This window comes from Streptomyces sp. NPDC048603 (assembly GCF_043199475.1).
Classification (GTDB): Bacteria; Actinomycetota; Actinomycetes; order Streptomycetales; family Streptomycetaceae; genus Streptomyces.
Map to the genome: position 1 here is coordinate 279615 of NZ_JBICVY010000007.1, position 18108 is coordinate 297722.

The following is an 18108-nucleotide window of genomic DNA, read 5'->3' on the forward strand; positions in this document are numbered from 1 at the left end:
TGGACCTCTCAACGGGCGCCGCAGGAGCGCAGATAGGCGCGGGTGCGCCGGGCGATGGGCAGCGGCCGTTCGGGCTCGCAGGGATACATGTCCTGCTCGACGATGGCGAACAGGTCGGTGCCGAGCCGCTGTGCCGCGGCCAGCACCGGCTCCAGGGCGGGCACCCCGGACGGCGGCTCGCACATCACCCCGCGCGCCACCGCCGGACCGAACGGCACCTGCTCCGTGCGGACTTCGGCGAGGATCCGCGGGTCCACCTGCTTGAGGTGCAGATAGCCGATGCGCTCCCCGTAGGTCTCGATCAGCTCCACGCTGTCCCCGCCGCAGTAGGCGTAGTGGCCGGTGTCCAGGCACAGCGAGACCAGGCCGGCGTCGGTCGCGTCCAGGAACCGGGTCACGTTCTCGGGGGTGTCGATGTGCGTGTCGGCGTGCGGGTGCACCACGATCCGCAGCCCGTGGCGTTCCCGTACCTCCCGGCCCAGGCGTTCGGTCTGCCGGGCCAGGTCACGCCACTGTCCGGCGGTCAGTGTCCGGTCCTCCAGCACCTCGCCGGTCTTGTCGTCCCGCCAGAAGGAGGGGATCACCACCAGGTGCTCCGCGCCCATCGCGCGGGTGAGTTCCGCCACCCGCGACACGTGCTCCCAGGTCCGGTCCCAGACCGCCGGCCCGTGATGGAGTCCGGTGAAGACCGTCCCGGCAGAGACCCGCAGCCCGCGCTTCGCGGTCTCCTCGGCCAGCCGGTCCGGATCGGTGGGGAGGTATCCGTACGGGCCGAGCTCGATCCACTCGTAGCCGGCGTCGGCCACCTCGTCGAGGAAACGGGCCCAGCCGGTCTGCTGCGGATCGTCCGGAAACCACACTCCCCAGGAGTCCGGAGCCGAACCGACACGGATACGGGTCAACGCGGGCGGGGAGGACGTCATAACGGCCACCTTAGGCTGCATTGTGGGGAAACTGGGAGGACTTGACTGTGCGTACCGACCCGTTCGATCTGATTGCGATGGGCCGCATCGGCGTGGATCTCTACCCGCTCCGCAGCGGGGTGCCACTCGCCGAGGCGGACACCTTCGGGAAGTTCCTGGGCGGCTCGCCGGCCAATGTCGCGGTCGCCGCGGCCCGGCTCGGGCGGCGGTGCGCGCTGATCTCCCGGACCGGGGCCGACCCCTTCGGCGCGTATCTGCGGGCCGAGCTGCGGGGCTTTGGTGTGGATGGCCGGTGGGTGGGGGAAGTGGCGGCCTATCCCACACCGCTGACCTTCTGTGAGGTCTTCCCGCCGGACCACTTCCCGATCCACTTCCGGCGCGAGCCGAAGGCTCCGGACCTGGAGATCCGTGCGGAGGAACTGGACCTGGACGCGGTGCGCTCCGCACGGGTGTTCTGGATGACCGGTACCGGGCTGAGCGAGGAACCCAGCCGGACGGCCACGCTGGCCGCGCTGGAGGCGCGGGCGAAGTCCGGGACCACGGTGTTCGACCTGGACTGGCGGCCGGTGCTGTGGTCCTCGGACCCGGGGCGCTGGTACGCGAGGGCCCTGGCCTCGGCGACGGTGGCCGTCGGGAACGTGGAGGAGTGCGGGATCGCCACGGGCGAGGACGAGCCGTACGCGGCGGCGCGGGCGCTGCTGGCGGCGGGGGTGGAGCTGGCGGTGGTGAAACGCGGCCCGGACGGGGTGCTGGCAGTACACCGGGACGGCACGGTGGTGGAGGTCCCGCCGGTGAAGGTGGAGGTGGTCAACGGGCTCGGGGCGGGGGACGCGTTCGGGGGTGCGCTGTGCCACGGGCTGCTGGCGGGGTGGGGGCTGGAACGGACGGTGCGGTACGGGAACGCGGCGGGGGCGATCGTGGCCGGGCGGCTGGCGTGCTCCTCGGCGATGCCGTACGCGGCCGAGGTGGAGGAGGTGCTGGCGACGTGCCGGTGACCTCGGAGCATTCGCTTGCGCTGAGCCTGCTGCGGATCCTGGACCTCGGCCCGGGCGAGACGTACGCGTTCGAGTGCGGGGACGCGGAGTGGATCGTCCTGCCGCTGTCCGGCGGCTGCACGGTCCGCTGCACGGAGCCGATGCCCCACCCCGCCCTCCCCCTCGCTCCGCCGGGGGGACCCCCATCCCGAAACCGGGGCTCCGCCCCGGACCCCGCCGCAGGGGCTGCGCCCCCGGACCCCGCTCGGGGCTGTGCCCCGGACCCCACCGCGGGCTCTGCCCCGCACCCCGCTCGGGGCTCCGCCCTGGGCATTTCGCCGGGCTCCGGGGCGGGGGGCGGGTCCGTCGTGTTCGAGTTGGCGGGGCGGGGGAGTGTGTTCGAGGCGACCACCGACTTCGCTTATGTGCCGCGGGACGCGGAGGTCGAGGTGTGGTCCGCGGAGGGCGGGAGGTTCGCGCTGGCCGGGGCGCGGTGTGAGCGGCGGCTGCCGGCGCGGTACGGGGCCGGGCGGGACGTGGCCGTCGAGCTGCGGGGGCGCGGGGCCTGCTCGCGGCAGGTCAACAACTTCGCCGCCGCGGACGCCTTCGCCTGCGACCGGCTGATCGCCGTCGAGGTGCTCACCCCCGGCGGGAACTGGTCCTCGTATCCGCCGCACAAGCACGACGAGCAGTGTCCCGGGGAGGAGTCCGAGCTCGAGGAGATCTACTGGTTCGAGATCGCTCCGCACGGCGCCACCCCCGGCGTGGGGTACCAGCGGGTGACGCCCTCGCCCGCCGGGAAGACCGACGTGCTCGCCGAGGTGAGGAGCGGGGACGCCGTGCTCATTCCCGACGGCTGGCACGGGCCGTCCATCGCCGCCCCCGGGCACGACATGTACTACCTGAACGTGATGGCCGGGCCGGGAGCGGTCCGGGAGTGGCTGATCCGGGACCATCCCGAGCACGCCTGGATCCGCGAGAGCTGGGAAGGGCAGCCGGTCGATCCCCGGCTGCCCTTCCACCGGGCGGAGGAGGCCCGCCGATGAGCACGAGCAGCACGAGCAGCACGAGCACACGGACGCGGAGGCTCACCACCGCGCAGGCGCTGGTCGCCTTTCTGAGCCGGCAGTTCACCGAGCGCGACGGGCGCCGGCAGCGGCTGATCGCCGCGACCTGGGGGATCTTCGGGCACGGCAACGTGGCCGGGATCGGGCAGGCCCTGCTGGAGACCGGCGGCAAGGACATGCCCTTCCTGCAGGGGCGCAACGAGCAGGCCATGGTGCACGCCGCCGTCGGGTACGCCCGGCACAGCGGGCGGCTGTCCGCCCACGCCGTCACCACCTCCATCGGGCCCGGCGCCACCAATCTGGTCACCGGCGCCGCCGGGGCGACGATCAACCGGATCCCGGTCCTGCTGCTGCCCGGCGACGTGTTCGCGACCCGGCCCGCCGACCCGGTGCTCCAGCAGCTGGAGGTGCCGTACGCCGGTGACGTGTCCGTCAACGACGCGCTGCGGCCGGTGAGCCGGTACTACGACCGGATCGCCCGCCCCGAGGCGCTGATCCCGGCCGCCCTGCAGGCCATGCGCGTGCTCACCGATCCGGTGGCCACCGGGGCCGTCACCCTGGCGCTGCCCCAGGACGTGCAGGCCGAGGCGTACGACTGGCCGGAGGAGTTCTTCGCGGAGCGGGTGTGGACCGTGCGCCGGCCCCGGCCCGACCGGGACGAGCTGGCGGCCGCGGCCGAGGCCGTCCGGGCGGCGGCCCGGCCGCTGATCATCGCGGGCGGCGGGATCCGGTACAGCGGGGCCCAGGCCGAGCTGGCGGAATTCGCCGGGGCCACCGGCATTCCGGTGGCCTCCACCCAGGCCGGCAAGGGCTCCCTGCGCCACGACCACCCGGCCGACGTCGGCGGGGTCGGCCACACCGGCACCGCCACCGCGGACGACCTGGCCCGCGGGGCCGACCTGGTGATCGCCGCCGGGACCCGGCTCAGCGACTTCACCACGGCGTCCTCCACGCTTTTCCGGAATCCTGACGTCCGGTTCCTTGGGATCAACCTCGATCCCCACGACGCGCACAAGCCTGCCGCCGCCCGGCCGCTCGTCGGCGATGCCCGGGAGACCCTCCGCGAGCTGGGCGCCCTGCTGGCCGGCCACCGGGTCGACCCCGTGTACGCGGCGGCGTACGGCAGCGCCAGGGAGGACTGGGAGCGCCGCGTGGACCTGGCCTTCCGGGCCGAGGGCCCGGACCTGGACCGCGCCCCCACCCAGGCGCAGGTGCTCGGCGCCCTCGACGCCGTGGTCACCGGCGAGGACGTCCTGGTCAACGCGGCCGGCTCGCTCCCCGGTGACCTGCACAAACTGTGGCGGACCCGGTCACCGCTGCAGTACCACGTGGAGTACGGGTACTCGTGCATGGGATACGAGATCCCGGCCGCCATCGGCATCGGCCTCGCCGAGCCCGGCCGGCCGGTGTGGGCGCTGGTCGGCGACGGCACGTACCTGATGAACCCGACCGAGCTGGTCACCGCCGTGCAGGAGGGCGTACCGCTCAAACTGGTGATCCTGGACAATCGGGGGTATGCCTCCATCGGCGGCCTCTCCGAGGCCGTGGGCGGCGAGCGCCTCGGCACCGCGTTCGCCCCCGAGCACACGCCCGGTGTGGACCTCGCGGCCAACGCGGCCTCCCTCGGCATGGCCGTGATCCGTGCCCGCACCGTCCGTGACCTGCGGGAAGCCCTCGCCGAGGCGCGCGCCGCCGACCGGCCCACATGTGTCTACACACGGACCCGAACGCCCGACACTGTGTCGGGCCCGCCCCCCGCACAGGCGTGGTGGGATGTTCCTGTGGCCGAGACCGCGACGCGTCCGTCCGCGATCGAGGCCCGCCAGGAGTACGACCGGCAAGCCGCGCAGCGACGTCGCCATCTGTGAAGGAGCAAGGCAAATGAAGACCGTCAACCACTGGATCGGTGGCAAGACCGTCGAGGGCGCGTCGGGCAACTACGGCCCGGTCACCGACCCGGCGACCGGCGTGGTCACCACCCAGGTCGCGCTGGCCTCGGTCGACGAGGTCGACGCCGCCGTCCAGGCCGCCAAGGACGCGTTCCGGACCTGGGGCCAGTCCTCGCTGGCCGCCCGCACCAAGGTGCTGTTCGCCTACCGCGCCCTGCTGGACGCCAACCGAGACGCCATCGCCGAGCTGATCGTCGCCGAGCACGGCAAGGTCCACTCTGACGCGCTGGGCGAGGTCGCCCGCGGTCTGGAGATCGTCGAGCTGGCCTGCGGGATCACCACGCAGCTCAAGGGAGAGCTGTCGACCTCGGTCTCCAACCGGGTGGACGTGGCCGCGATCCGGCAGCCGCTCGGCGTGGTCGCCGGCATCACCCCGTTCAACTTCCCGGCGATGGTCCCGATGTGGATGTTCCCGCTGGCCATCGCCTGCGGCAACACCTTCGTGCTCAAGCCGAGCGAGAAGGACCCGTCGGCCGCCAACAAGCTGGCGGAGCTGGCGCACGAGGCCGGCCTGCCGGACGGCGTGCTGAACGTGCTCCACGGCGACAAGGTCGCCGTCGACGCCCTGCTGGCGCACCCGGACGTCGCGGCCGTCTCCTTCGTCGGCTCCACCCCGATCGCCCGGTACATCCACACCACCGCCTCCGCCAACGGCAAGCGCGTCCAGGCTCTGGGCGGCGCCAAGAACCACATGCTGGTCCTGCCCGACGCCGACCTCGACGCGGCGGCCGACGCCGCGGTCTCGGCGGCGTACGGCTCGGCCGGCGAGCGCTGCATGGCCATCTCCGCGGTGGTCGCCGTCGGCGCCGTCGGAGACGACCTGGTGCAGAAGATCCGCGAGCGCGCCGAGAAGATCAAGATCGGCCCGGGCAACGACCCGACCTCGGAGATGGGCCCGCTGATCACCAAGGCGCACCGCGACAAGGTCGCCTCGTACGTGCACGGCGCGGCCGAGCAGGGCGCGGACGTGGTCCTGGACGGCACGGGCTACAGCGTCGACGGCTTCGAGGACGGCCACTGGATCGGTCTGTCCCTCCTGGACAACGTCAAGACCGACTCCGACGCCTACCGCGACGAGATCTTCGGCCCGGTGCTGTGCGTGCTGCGCGCCGACACCTACGAGGAGGCCGTCGCGCTCATCAACGACTCGCCGTTCGGCAACGGCACCGCGATCTTCACCCGGGACGGTGGCGCGGCCCGCCGCTTCCAGCTGGAGGTCCAGGCGGGCATGGTCGGCGTGAACGTGCCGATCCCGGTGCCGGTGGGCTACCACTCCTTCGGCGGCTGGAAGGACTCCCTCTTCGGCGACCACCACATCTACGGCCCGGACGGCATCCACTTCTACACCCGCGGCAAGGTCGTCACGACCCGCTGGCCCGACCCGTCCGAGCCGCACGCCGGCGTCGACCTGGGCTTCCCGCGCAACCACTGATCCGTCCCCTCCCGGGCCCGGCACCCGCCGCCGCCCGGTCAGGACCGCTCGCCCCCGCGTCCCTCACGCGGGGGCGAGTCCTGTTTCCGGGGGCGTTTCCGGGGCGCGGCTGCCGGGGCGCTGCCGGGCGGTTGACGCGGCGCTGGCGGGGGTCAGGACGGCCGGGTCACCACCGGGACGCCCTCCGGGCGGCCGGCCAGCAGGGCGGCCATGTGGTCCGCGCAGCCGGCGGCCGCGGTGGCCATGGCCGTCCGGGACATGCCGGCGACATGCGGGCTGAGCAGGGCGTTGGGCAGGCCGAAGAGGGGAGAGGCGAAGGCGGCGTGCTCGTGGGCGAAGGTGTCTACGGCGGCCGCGGCGAGGGGGTGTGCGGGGTCGCGGAGCGCGTCGGCCAGGGCCTGTTCGTCGACGATGCCGCCTCGGGCGGTGTTCAGCAGGATCGCCCCGGGGCGCATCCGGGCCAGTTCCGCCCCGCCGATCAGCCCGCGGGTGTGGGGCGTGAGCGGCAGGTGCAGGGAGACCACGTCACTGCTGCCCAGCAGCTCCCCGAGGGAGGCCGCCCGGCGCACCTGCTCGTCGGGCCGTGCGGGGCGCCGTGAGACGCCCTGCACGGCCATGCCCAGGGCGGTCGCCCGCCGGGCCAGGGCCCTGCCGATCCGGCCCACGCCGATGAGGCCCAGGGTGAGTTCGGAGAGCTCCCGGGCCGGGGCTGCCGGGGTGCGCCAGGCGCCCTTGTGCGCGGCCTCGTTGTACGCGGTGAGGTCCCGGGTCAGGGCGAGCAGCTGGGCCAGGGCGAACTCGGCCACCGCCTCGGCGTTCGACCCCGGGGTGTGGGTGACGGCGACGCCGTGCCGGGCGGCGGCCGGCAGGTCGACGTGGTCGGTGCCCGCCCCGGCCCGGCCGATCACCCTGAGCGGGGCGGCGATGCCGGGGGCGGTGGCCGCCGCGAGGAACGCGGCGCGGAGAGGGACTCCGGCGCGGGACTTGACGGCGTCGTGGCCGGCTCCGTCGCGGAGGGTCTCCGTGATGAGCGCTGCCTCGTCGAAGGGGTCAAAGTCGGTGAACTCCGCTTTGCCTTGCCAGGCGGCCCGGGCCGCGGCCTTGTCGGTGACCCGGCGGAGGTTGAGGGTGACGGCGAGGCCGTGGCCGAGCAGGCGCGCCAGCTCGTGGTCGAGCAGGTCGCCGGGGGCGGCGTCGAGGAGGAGGACGCGGGCCGGAGGCGCCGGGGCTGGGCCGTGCCCCGGCTGGGCGGGGTCGGAGCTGCCGAGCGGGTCGTCCCGGTGTGCCCACCCGTCCCGCCCTGCGGGACGCCTGCCCACACCGACGGTCGGATCGGGGGTCACAGGCGGGTCCAGACGTCGGTGGGGGCCGGGGTCAGCGTGCTCGCCGCGGCGGATGCCGGTGCCGGAGCCCCGGGGACGGAGCCGGGCCCGTCCGCCGCCTCCGCCGGGCCGGTTCCGTTCGCCCGGGCTCTGACGTCCGTCCACTCCATCGTGGGCTCCCCCTGGTCGGCGTGCCCGGCCCTGCGCCGGAACCCCAGGGTCAGCCTCGCCGATCAAGGAGTTTTGGCCAAGTGCCCTTCGCAGACCGGGTCCTGACGGTCCGCCTTCAGGCGCTCGACCTCCAGCGCGAACTCACTCCGCTCCTTCCGGGCGGCGTCCGCTTCCTCGCGCACCTTGTCGAGACGGTCCTCCAGCCGGCTCACCCGCTCGCGGTAGCGTTCGAGCTCGGCACGTACGAACTCGGCATCGGCCACGCGCTCGGCGGCTTCCTCGCGGATCTTCTCCGCCTCCTCCTGCAGCGTCTGCCTGGCCGCGTCCAGTTCGGCTATGGCCATCTCCGCAGCCTCCTCCGCCAGCGTGGCGCGCTCCTCGGCGGCCAGGGCCCGCTGGGCCGAAGCCCTGGTCACGGTCTCGATGCGTGCCTCGGCGGCAGCCGAGTCCGTGATGAGGGCCAGCTCCTCGATGTAGGTGGGCAGGTCCGTGGCCAGCCTGGACACGAGTGCCACGAGCTCGTCGCGGCCCCCGGAGCCGCTCTCCATGGCGAGCGGGGCGGAGGGCCGGACGTCGGCGGCCGTCATGGCCGCCTTCTTGGCCTCGGCCGCCTGACGCTTCTCCTCCTTGCGCTGCTGCCGCTTGGCGCGGAACCTGCGGAAGGCACCCAGCGCGTTGTGCTCGGGGTGGGCGCAGTAGCGGGGCGCCGGATCGCCGGGCGTCGGCGGCACGGGATGGTTGGTGCACTCGGGGTAGGCGCACACCGGCAGCGTCTCGACGGTCATCTTCCTGTCCTTCTCGCGGAATTCGGGTGCCCGCAACGAACCGGCATCCGGTACGGGTCGTACCGGCCGGTCACGTTCGGGGATCTGCCGACCACGCTAGGGGCGGACAGGGCGTGACGGGCGTCCCTCGGGGTGGACGTCACCGATCGGTAAGATCGCGCGTCCCCGCCGGAACCGCGGCCCGGAGCCCGGCAGACGGCGTGGTGCCGTCGTCCCCGCGCCTCCGGCGCCGGCGGACCACCAGGACGGCGATGCCCGCCCCGGTCAGCACCAGCAGGACGCCCGCGGCAGGCCAGGGAACCGCCACGAACTCCGCCTCGCCCGTGGTCTTCAGATCCCGCTGCTCCGCCGCGCCCGCGGTGAGGCTGACGGTGACCCAGTCCAACTGCGGTGTGTCCGGCCAGGGTTCGGTCAGCTCGATCCGCTGGCCCGGCAGCAGCACCAGCTTCAGGTCACGGGCCGGACGGCTGAGCACCGTGCGGCCGAAGACGCCCTCGGCGCGTACCGCCAGCGTCGGCGAGATCACCACGTTGCCCCGGTTGACCAGCGTGTACGAGACGGTGGCGGGAGCCTTCCCGCCGATCCAGGGCAGCAGCGGCGCGGTCCGCTTCACCCGTACGTTCTCCACGCTCAGCCCGGCCGCGACCGGCCCCGGCACCCGGAAGTACATCCGCGCGCCCACCGAGCGGCGCACCCCCACCTTGACCTTGCCCTCGCCCTCCACGCCCTCGATCGCGGTGCCGAGCGCGACGATCCCGCCCACGTGGTCCCCGGGGGTGGCGTCCTCCGGCACGGTGACGGTGAACGGGATGTCCTTGCGGCCCTTGGCCGGCACGGTGACCGTCCCGCCGGCCCCGCCGCCCGCCTCCGGCCCGAGGCGGATCCAGGTGCCCACGTCCTTGGGCCGGGTCTCCGCGGGCAGCAGCGCGAACGCCCCGCCCACCGGGGTGTTCACGGCGTCGGTGGCGAAGATCCGGAAGCTCAGCTCCCGGTCGGAGGTGTTGTGGACGGTCACGCTGTCGCGCACCGTCGTGCCGGCCGCGCCCTGGTGGAAGAAGTACGCGCGGTCGGGCATCTGCGCACCGGCCTGCGGGGTGGGGAACACGCTCCAGCTGCCGTTGTCGGCGGCCCGGGCGGGGCCCGCCGGAACGAGCGGCAGCAGGGCTCCGGCGAGCAGCAGGAGCAGGGCGGCGAGGCCGGTCGGGGTACGGAGGCGGGGTGGGGTGTGGGGGCGGGTTCCGGGGCGGAGGCGGGTTCCCGGGCGGAGGCCGGATCGGGTGCGGAGGGCTGGGTGCATGGGCGGGTCTCCAGACGGGCCGGAATCTCCGGACGGGCCGGAACAGGACGAAGGTGGTGCGGGGCCGGAGCCCCGCACCACCCGGGTACCGGATCGGATCAGGCGACCGAGAAGGTCACGACCGACTGGTAGGTGTCGGCGAACGCGAACGGCGGGAGCTGGATCATCCCGGCGCCGCCGACGGAGAACTCGCCGCCGGTCAGCTGGTCCCCGCCGGCGGCCTGGGAGGCCACCTTCATCGGGCTGTCCGTGATCGCCCCGGGAGCGCCCGCGGTGCACGTGCTCGGGCTGTCCGGGTTGGTGACGGTGCAGGTCGGCTGGATGCCGATCTGCGCCTTGGCCATCGAGTGGCCGGTGGCCTCGTTCAGGAACGGCGTACGGGTCGCGGTGACGTCCCAGCCGAGGCTGCCGCCGCGGAAGTCCTGCACGGTGACGGCGTTGAACTGGCCGACGACCGACTGCGGCTTTCCGTTGATGGTCACCTTGCCCCAGTCGGAGGCCGGGAACCCGTCCTTCGGGCCGATGGCCAGCGGCCCGGGCAGCACCTCGACGTCCACCGGGTTCTTCACGCCCGGCTGGTCCTCGACGAAGACGAACGCCTTGGCGGCCCCCGTCGAGCCGTCGATCTTGATGGCGTCGGCCTTCTTGGTGACGGTCAGGCTGCAGGTGGCCGCGCCGGAGGCGTCCGCGGTGCCGGTGCCGGTGTCACCGGTGGCCGTGCCCGCCAGCGAGGCCGAGCAGGTGACCGGGCCCGCCGGGAAGTTGGCGCCGGTGACCGCGACGACCGTGCCGGCCTTGCCGCTGTTGGGGGTGATCTTCGTGGTGACCGGTTCCTTGGGCAGCGCCGCCACGGCGACCGAGCCGACCGGGGCGCTCGGGCGCGGGGACGGGGTGCAGGTGGTGGTGTAGACGGTGCCGCCGATGTCCGCGTCGGTGACGAACTGGTCGAGCGTCACCTGCACGGTGGTGCCCTCGGTGCCGTCCGGGATCTTGATCGTCCCGCTGAACGGCGGCGGGTCGGCCTTGACGCCGCCCTCCTGGTGGGCGGGGGTCGGGGCGCTGGTGACCGTCTGCGCCTGCCCGCCGACGAACAGCTTCGCCTTCATGGTGTTGACCGTGTCGATGGTGAACATCGGCACGATCGGCGAGAGACCCGGGTCGATCGTGATCGGCACGGTGTCGCCGGCCTTGGCGCCGTCGGGCAGGGTGACGGTGAAGTCCTGGTTGCCCTCGGCGTCCGGCTGGGGAGCCGGCGCGTCGCACTTCACGTACACCGGGGTGGTCTTGACCGCGGCCTGTGCCGTCCCCGCCAGGCCCGCCATGCCACCCGTCAGGGCCAGGGTGAGGGCCCCCGCCCCGGCCAGCACTCTTCGTCGGAACGTTCTCGTTCTCACTGGGTCGCGACTCCTTCGTCATGACGAACCCTCCCCCCACCCGCTGTGCGGGGGAGGCCGAGCCGGTGCGGTGGCCGACATTGACGCGTCGCCGTCACGAGAAGTCAATGCATTCCTTTCGCCCGAAGCACACAGAAATTGATGTCCCATCAGGTACGGTCGGCCGGCCTGCGGCGGGGCGGGGGTCAGGGGGCGGGTGCCGCCGGGGCCGCCGGGGCTCCGCCCGGCACCTGGAGCAGCCGGTTCGCCGTGTTCGAGGGCACTCCGGCGAGCCGGTCCGGCACGGCCCCCGCGACGATCGCGGCGGCCACCTCCCGCGGGGTGGCCGCCGGACGGGCCGCCAGGACCAGCGCCGCCGCACCGGCCGCCTGCGGGGCGGCCATCGAGGTGCCCGACATGGCCCGGCTCGCCGTCGGGGCACCCGGCCAGGCCGAGACCACCCCCATACCGGGCGCGAACAGGTCCACGCAGGAACCGTGGTTGGAGAAGGCCGCCCGCCGGTCCTCGGTGTCGCTGGCGCCCACCGTCACGGCCTCGGCGACGGAGCCGGGCGAGGAAGTGCAGGCGCTGCGGCCCTCGTTGCCCGCGGCGACGGTGAAGGTGATGCCCCGGCGCACGGCCCGCCGTACGGCACCGTCCATCGTCAGGCTGCGCCCGCCGCCCATGCTGATGTTGGCGACCGCGGGGCCGGCGGGCCGGGCGAGCGCCTGCTGCCGGACCACCCAGTCCACGCCCGAGAGGACGGCCGACAGACGGGCGTCGCCGTTGCAGTCGGCCACCTTCACGGAGACCAGCCGGACGCCCTTGGCCACGCCGTACGAGGCGCCGCCCGCGGTCGCCGCGACATGGGTTCCGTGGCCGTTGCAGTCGCCGGGGCCCTCGGAGCGCACCGCGTTGTGGCCGGCCACGGCCCGGCCGCCGAACTCCGCGTGCGCGGTGTCGATGCCGGTGTCCAGGACGTACACGGTGACCCCGGCGCCCGTCCCGCCGTACGAGTAGGAGCCGTCGAGGGGGAGCGCGAGCTGGTCGAGCCGGTCCAGGTGCCAGGGCGCCGCCGGCTGGGTGTCGGAGATCCGGAACAGGGCGTCCCGTTCCACCCGGGCGACCCGGGGGTCGGCGGCCAGTTCCCCGGCCCGGGCCTCCGAGGTCCGTACGGCGAAGCCGTTCAGCGCGGCCCCGTAGACGGCCCCGACCTCGTCGCCGGCCTCGGCCGCCTCGGCGGCCAGGGCACGGGTGAGGGCGCGCGCGCCGGTGTCCTTGAGGACGACGACGTAGCCGTGGCGCGGCGGGCCCTGGGGCCCGGCCGGTCCGGCGGCGCCCCCGCCGGGCAGCCCGGCGGGGGCGACGGGGAGGGCGGCCGCGGCGGTCAGCAGGGCGGCGGCGGGCAGCAGGACGGTGAACGGGGTCATGGTCATGCCGCGATGCTCGGGGAGCCCCGGCCGCCCCGCACGGAGGGTGCGCCGACTGGCCCCACGACACGCCCTCGGAACGGGCGCGCTGCGTACGGCACCGGCGGTGCCGGGCGGCGCGGGCCCGGCAGGATCCGGAAGAGAGGGCCTAACCCGCGGCCAGTGCCAGTGCCGCGAAGTAGCCGGGTGGGGACGGGAGGTCGGTCAGGGTCCAGCCCGGGACGGGGGCCGGTGCGGGCGCCGAGCCGACGTACGGCTCGGCCAGGCCGGCGGTCAGGCCGGCCCCGGTGGCCTTCAGACAGGCCTCCTTGCGGGACCAGATCCGGCCCAGCGCGGCCGGGCGGTCCGGCTCCGGCAGGGCCGTCAGCTCGGCGGTCTCCCGCGGGTGCAGGGAGTGCAGGACGTCGTGCACCGCGGCCGGCTTGGGGAGCGCCTCCACGTCCACCCCGACCGGCACCCCGGCGAAGGCGAGGCAGGCGGTGTCCTCGCTGTGCGAGAGCGAGAAGTGCGGCCCCGTCCCGCCGGCCACGACCGGGCGTCCGTGCGGCTCGCCGCAGCCGTGGCAGTCCTCGCGGTCCAGCCCGACCTCCCGCGGCGGCACCCCCAGGTACCGGCCGAGCAGCACCCGCAGGCCGAGGTGCGAGGCGAGGAACCGCTGCCGGTGCCCCGGGCGCACCAGCCGCTCCGCGCGGGCGAGCTCCGCCCCGTCGAGGACGGACGCCGCGTCGGCGAGGTCGACGCCGCCGACCACGGCGAGCGTGGTGTCCAGGTACCACACGGACACGTCCCGGCCGCTCGGGAAGGCGCCCGCCCGGGGGACGTCGGGGCCGAGCTGGTTCACGTACTCGATCACCAGACGAGAGTACGAGAGGAACCGGCCGGTGCGGCCGTGAACCGGGGGAACGCACGGGCGGACGGGGGGTGGTGGCGCCACCACCACACCCGGGGCCGGGTCGTTCTACGGGCAGGACCGGCAGGACCGGCAGGACCGGCAGGACCGGGCCCCGGCCCGGTCGCTGCGTTTCCGATGTGCAGGAGGAAATAGGATGATGCGCCGAGCCGGAGCGGTGGCCCTCGCCGCCGTGTTCGCCGTGGCAGGACCCGCCGCAGCCGCTCCCGCCGCCGTACCCGCCGACAAACCCCTGGTGCTCGGCCGCTGGACCCGGCCCGCCGCGGCCAGCCACGACGCCTGGGCGGCCGCCCGCGCGGAGCGGGACCGGTGGGAGGAGTACGGGTTCGACTGGTCGACCGACTACTGCACCACCTCCCCGGACAACCCCTTCGGGTTCCCGTTCGCGATGGCCTGCGCCCGCCACGACTTCGGCTACCGCAACTACCGCCGGGCCGGCCCGGACGCCTTCGGCGCCGCCAAATCCCGCCTCGACGACGCCTTCCACGCCGACCTGCGGCGGGTCTGCGCGCGCTACCCCACGGCGAAGCGGCTCTCCTGCGAGGGCACGGCCTGGACCTACTACCAGGCCGTCAGGACCGTGGGCGCGGCCGGGTCCGCCGTGGACCGGCGGGTCTGAATCCGGTTCCGTGACGGTGGCCCGGCCACACCACCGGGTCCGTACGGACGTCCGCTGACCGGCCGTACACCCGTGGGGAGGTGGCCGGGCCACCACCCCACGGGGTCAGGTGTGTGCCCGGCGACTCTCGTGGACGGCGGGTTCCCGAGGCCAAGCTGAAGGAGACCAGGAGGACGACGGGGAAGAAGGCGGGAGCATGGGCAGCTCGCGACTGATGGAGGTCACGCAGCCGCCGCGCCGGGAGACCGGAGCGGGAGCAGGGACGGGGGCCGGGACGAGAGACGCGGTCGCGGACCTCTGCGCCGCGGTCTTCGAATCCCTGCCGCGGGCGGACCAGCGGCGCAAGGCAGAACTGTACGTACGGGGACTGCTGACGGCCCCCGGCCGCAAGTCCATGCGGAGCATCGCCGCGCACGCCGGGATGGCGGCGGGGGAACAGAGCCTCCACCACTTCATCAGCTGCTCGCCCTGGAACTGGCAGTCCGTGCGGGAGGCCCTGGCCCTCGAACTGGAGCGGACGCTCGGGCTCCAGGCCTGGGTGGTGAAGCCGATGGTGATCCCCAAGTCGGGGGCGCACACGGTCGGTGTGGACCGCCGTTACGACGCCAGGCTGGGCCAGATGGTCAACGGGCAGCAGGCGTTCGGCGCCTGGGCCGCCGGGATCGAGGTGGGGGCGCCGGCCGGCTGGTCGCTGCACCTGCCCGAGGAGAGCACTCTCGCCGACTGCGCGGCCGCCTCGGTGCTGGACATCACCGAGGCGCTGCCGCTGCGCCGGCTGCCGGTGGTCCTGGACGCCGTGGAGGGCGGGCCGGAGACCCTGCCGCGGCGGTTCGCGGCCGCCCGGATGCCGTTCCTGATGCGGATCGGGGCGGGGACCCCGGTGACGGTGACCGACCCCCACCTGCCGGGGACCGGCCGGGTGCAGGTGCGCGCCGGCGCGGTGATGGAGACGGCCCGGATGCTCCGCCGGCCGGTCCGGTACGCCGACGGCGCGGACGGTTCGGCACGGACCGTGTTCCTCGCCTCCGTGCAGGTGGCGACCGTGCCGCCGGGCCGTGGCGGGCGGCCGCTGAGGCTGCTTGCGGAGTGGGCCGATCCGCGCCGCCGGCCGGACCGGTTCTGGCTGACCGACATGGTCGAGGTGCCGCCGGCCGGACTGCTGCGGCTGGCGGAACTCTCCCGCCGGGTGGACCGCGAGTTCGCCGGGATATCCGACCGGGTGGGCATGCGGGACTTCGAGGGCCGCTCGTTCCAGGGCTGGCACCGGCACATCACGCTGGCCTCGGCCGCGCACGCCGTCCGCGCCCTGGAACGGGTCCGGGGCACGGGCGCGGACTCCGGCCCGGGCCCGGCGGTGGACCGGCGCACCGGGAGGGTGGCCGGCGGCCGTGCGGCGGACGGGTTCGCCCCGGCCGGCTTCCCGGCGGCGGGGTTCCCGCCGGCCGGGGCGCACCCGTCGGCCGGTTTCCCGCTGGCCGGATACCCCGGCGCGGGCCACGTGGGGGCCGGGTTCCCGGCGCCCGCCCGTCCCGCGGCGGGATACCGTCCCGCCGGGCGCGCTGCCGCCCGGGCCGCGGACGAGGCGGCCCGCCCCACCACCCGGACCACGGGAGGGACGCCGGCCTACGGCGCGCGCAGACGATCGGCGTGAGACCCGCCGCCCCCGAGCCCGCCGCCCCCGAGGCCACCGGCCCCGGGCGGCCCGGCGTCGGAGGGCTCCCGCGGACCGGCCGGCGGCGCCTCCACCCGCAGCGTCCGGCGGGTCCGGTGAAGCCGCAGCGCGAGCTGCACCTCCAGGGCGCGGGCCGGCTCCTGCCAGTCCTCGCCGAGCAGGGCGGTGATCCGCTCCAGCCGTCGCGAGACCGTGTTGGGGTGGACGTGCAGGGCTTCGGCGGCGTGGGTGGGGCTGCCGCCCGACTCGAAGTACGACTCCAGCGTGTGCACCAGGCTGGTGAACCGCTGGCCGTCGTAGTCGAGCACCGGTCCGATGGTGTCGTCGATGTACCGGTCGACGCTGTGGTTGTCGCCCAGCAGCAGGCCGAGGAAGCCGAGTTCGCTGGCCGCCGCGGAGGATCCGCTGCTGCCCAGCGAAGTGAGGGCGCCCAGGCAGCGGAGCGCCTCGGCATGGGTGGGCGCGATGTCGGCCGGGCCCGCGGTGGGTCCGGCGGCGCCCACCGTCACCGGGTGGCCGAGCAGCGGGGTCAGCTCGTCGGACACCCGGCGGGCCGTCTCGCCCGGGTTCCGCGAGGGCAGCAGCAGGGTCAGACAGCCGCCGCGCACGTTGGACAGGCCGCCCGCGCGCAGCGCGTACGAGGAGGCCCACACCACGGCCCGGCCCAGCGAGCCGCCCTCGGGGCGGATCACCGCCACCGCGTACGGGGCCTCCAGGTCGAGCCCGAGCCGCCGGGCCCGGTCCCGCAGCTGGGCCGGGGGCCGTCCGGGCACGGTCAGCAGGTCGTCGAAGAACTCGTCGCGGACCTGGCTCTCGGCGACGGCCGTGTTGCGCTGCATCAGCATCAGCACCCCGGTGGTGCCCGCGGTGAGCCGCAGCAGCCGCAGCCCGGTGTCGGACAGCGGCTCCGCCGGGTGCACCAGCACGCAGCCGAGGTACTCGCCGCCGGCGGCGACCGGGGCGAGCCAGGTGCCCGGCGAGAACTCGACCGGGCGGCGGGCCGCGTGGGTCTCCAGCACCGCCCGCGCGGTCTCCTCGGTGCCGGGCAGCTCCTCGGGCAGCGGGCCGGTGGCGGCGGCCACCCGCCCGTCGGGCTCGATGACCGCGGCCGTGCCGCCGAGGGTCTCGGCGGCCAGTGCGAGCAGCCCGGGAAGGTCGCCGCCGGCCAGCAGGAGGTCGGTCATCCGGGTGTGCGTCTCGTTGGCGCGCCGTGCGCAGAGCAGGTCGGACCGGGCCTGGGAGGTGGACCGTTCGAGGTCGGCGATGTCGGCCCGGGCCCGGCCCAGCACCCGGGTCTTCTCGATGGCCACCGAGGCGAGGTCGGCCAGCGAGGCCATCAGGGATATCTCGTCCGGGGTGAAGTGCCGGACCGTGCGGTCGGCGGCGTAGAGCACGCCCAGTGCGGAGTCGCGGTGCCGCAGCGGGACGGCGAGGATGGCGCGCAGCCCTTCGGCGCGCACCACCTCGTCGATCAGGCTGTGGTGGGTGACCCGGGGATCCGCCAGGTAGTCCGGGCTCCAGAACGGGGCGCTGTCGGTCCGGACCGAACCGCCCAGGCCGGAGCCGCGGGGCACCCGGAATCCCACGGTCAGCGCGGTGGCGTGGCCGTCCGCCGTGCGGACGTAGCTGTCGCCGGACTCCTCGTCGTGGAAGCTGATGTAGGCCATGTCCAGGCTGAGGAGCAGCCTGGCCCGGCGGGCGATCACCCGGAGCAGCGCGTCCAGGTCGTACGGCAGCGTGAGGTCGTGGGCGGTGTCCACCAGGGCGGAGAGCGCGGCCTCGCGCTCCTGCCGGCGGTCGAGGTGGCCGCGGACGGCGGAGGCGAGGCGCAGGGCCTCCGCGAGCTGTTCGCGTTCGGCCGGGCGCGCGTCCGATGCTCCGGCCGGGGTGAGGAGTTCCTCGTACGCGGCGGCCGGAGCCTCGTGGGCGAGCAGTTCGAGCACGCGCAGAGCGGGCTGCCCTTGTAATGCCATGGGGTTGTTCCTCACGTGTGGGGTGTGTGTGGGGGTGCACAACCGCGCGAGGAATCTAGGCGACACCGGGCAGCAGGGTCAATTGTCAATGCCCTGTCAGTAAAGGGGAGTTGAAGATTCCGTCCGCGTGGAGTTTTGTGCCCGATTGGTCCGGTTCGCGCTCACGGGCAGTGGTGGGAACACCACCCTGAGGGCGTCGATGTGTGGAGGG

Annotated in this window: 15 protein-coding genes; 6 read left to right on the forward strand and 9 right to left on the reverse strand. The window is 74.6% G+C overall.

The window, feature by feature from the left end; all coding sequences use genetic code 11:
• Window positions 1-8: 8 nt before the first annotated feature.
• Window positions 9-923, reverse strand: a complete 915-nt coding sequence (locus tag ACGFQ9_RS19385; protein WP_393575081.1) for a sugar phosphate isomerase/epimerase family protein — start codon at window positions 921-923, stop codon at window positions 9-11.
• A gap of 77 nt (window positions 924-1000) precedes the next feature.
• On the opposite strand from ACGFQ9_RS19385, the gene iolC reads away from it, so the two are divergent.
• From iolC to ACGFQ9_RS19405, 4 genes are read left to right on the forward strand one after another with little or no spacing between them, the layout of a single operon-like run.
• A complete protein-coding gene (gene iolC / locus ACGFQ9_RS19390; protein ID WP_393575378.1) occupies window positions 1001-1918 on the forward strand; it encodes a 5-dehydro-2-deoxygluconokinase in 918 nt (305 codons plus the stop codon).
• Window positions 1909-2943, forward strand: a complete 1035-nt coding sequence (gene iolB / locus ACGFQ9_RS19395; protein WP_393575082.1) for a 5-deoxy-glucuronate isomerase — start codon at window positions 1909-1911, stop codon at window positions 2941-2943. The genes iolC and iolB overlap by 10 nt, the downstream gene beginning before the upstream one ends.
• Window positions 2940-4832: a 3D-(3,5/4)-trihydroxycyclohexane-1,2-dione acylhydrolase (decyclizing) gene (gene iolD, locus ACGFQ9_RS19400; RefSeq protein WP_393575084.1), complete on the forward strand. Its 1893-nt coding sequence runs from the start codon at window positions 2940-2942 to the stop codon at window positions 4830-4832. Before iolB ends, iolD begins: the two co-directional genes overlap by 4 nt.
• A gap of 13 nt (window positions 4833-4845) precedes the next feature.
• Entirely contained in the window at window positions 4846-6345 is a 1500-nt protein-coding gene (locus ACGFQ9_RS19405) for a CoA-acylating methylmalonate-semialdehyde dehydrogenase (RefSeq protein ID WP_393575085.1), read from the forward strand.
• A 152-nt stretch (window positions 6346-6497) separates the two neighbouring features.
• Here ACGFQ9_RS19405 and ACGFQ9_RS19410 read toward each other — a convergent pair whose 3' ends face one another.
• The 7 genes from ACGFQ9_RS19410 to ACGFQ9_RS19440 form a co-directional block, all read right to left on the reverse strand.
• Window positions 6498-7688: an NAD(P)-dependent oxidoreductase gene (locus ACGFQ9_RS19410; protein ID WP_393575086.1), complete on the reverse strand. Its 1191-nt coding sequence runs from the start codon at window positions 7686-7688 to the stop codon at window positions 6498-6500.
• Window positions 7685-7837, reverse strand: a complete 153-nt coding sequence (locus tag ACGFQ9_RS19415; RefSeq protein WP_393575087.1) for a hypothetical protein — start codon at window positions 7835-7837, stop codon at window positions 7685-7687. Before ACGFQ9_RS19415 ends, ACGFQ9_RS19410 begins: the two co-directional genes overlap by 4 nt.
• Before the next feature lie 63 nt (window positions 7838-7900).
• Window positions 7901-8623, reverse strand: coding sequence for a hypothetical protein (locus ACGFQ9_RS19420; RefSeq protein WP_393575089.1), 723 nt, complete (start codon window positions 8621-8623; stop codon window positions 7901-7903).
• Window positions 8624-8762: 139 nt separating this feature from the next.
• Window positions 8763-9920 (reverse strand): WxL protein peptidoglycan domain-containing protein, encoded by a 1158-nt coding sequence (locus ACGFQ9_RS19425; RefSeq protein ID WP_393575090.1) that lies wholly within the window; start codon window positions 9918-9920, stop codon window positions 8763-8765.
• A gap of 98 nt (window positions 9921-10018) precedes the next feature.
• The gene (locus tag ACGFQ9_RS19430) at window positions 10019-11314 is read right to left on the reverse strand and encodes a hypothetical protein (protein ID WP_393575091.1); all 1296 of its coding nucleotides are present in this window, start codon (window positions 11312-11314) and stop codon (window positions 10019-10021) included.
• A 185-nt stretch (window positions 11315-11499) separates the two neighbouring features.
• A complete protein-coding gene (locus ACGFQ9_RS19435; protein WP_393575093.1) occupies window positions 11500-12729 on the reverse strand; it encodes a S8 family serine peptidase in 1230 nt (409 codons plus the stop codon).
• Between the two features lie 142 nt (window positions 12730-12871).
• Window positions 12872-13576 (reverse strand): 4'-phosphopantetheinyl transferase family protein, encoded by a 705-nt coding sequence (locus ACGFQ9_RS19440; protein WP_393575095.1) that lies wholly within the window; start codon window positions 13574-13576, stop codon window positions 12872-12874.
• 193 nt (window positions 13577-13769) lie between these two features.
• Between ACGFQ9_RS19440 and ACGFQ9_RS19445 the strand changes: the two genes are divergently transcribed.
• Window positions 13770-14252 (forward strand): phospholipase, encoded by a 483-nt coding sequence (locus ACGFQ9_RS19445; protein WP_393575096.1) that lies wholly within the window; start codon window positions 13770-13772, stop codon window positions 14250-14252.
• 196 nt (window positions 14253-14448) lie between these two features.
• Window positions 14449-15903, forward strand: coding sequence for an IS701 family transposase (locus ACGFQ9_RS19450; RefSeq protein WP_393575097.1), 1455 nt, complete (start codon window positions 14449-14451; stop codon window positions 15901-15903).
• On the opposite strand, the gene ACGFQ9_RS19455 is transcribed toward ACGFQ9_RS19450, so the two are convergent.
• Window positions 15876-17897 (reverse strand): helix-turn-helix domain-containing protein, encoded by a 2022-nt coding sequence (locus tag ACGFQ9_RS19455; protein ID WP_393575099.1) that lies wholly within the window; start codon window positions 17895-17897, stop codon window positions 15876-15878. The genes ACGFQ9_RS19450 and ACGFQ9_RS19455 overlap by 28 nt on opposite strands.
• Between the last annotated feature and the right edge of the window lie 211 nt (window positions 17898-18108).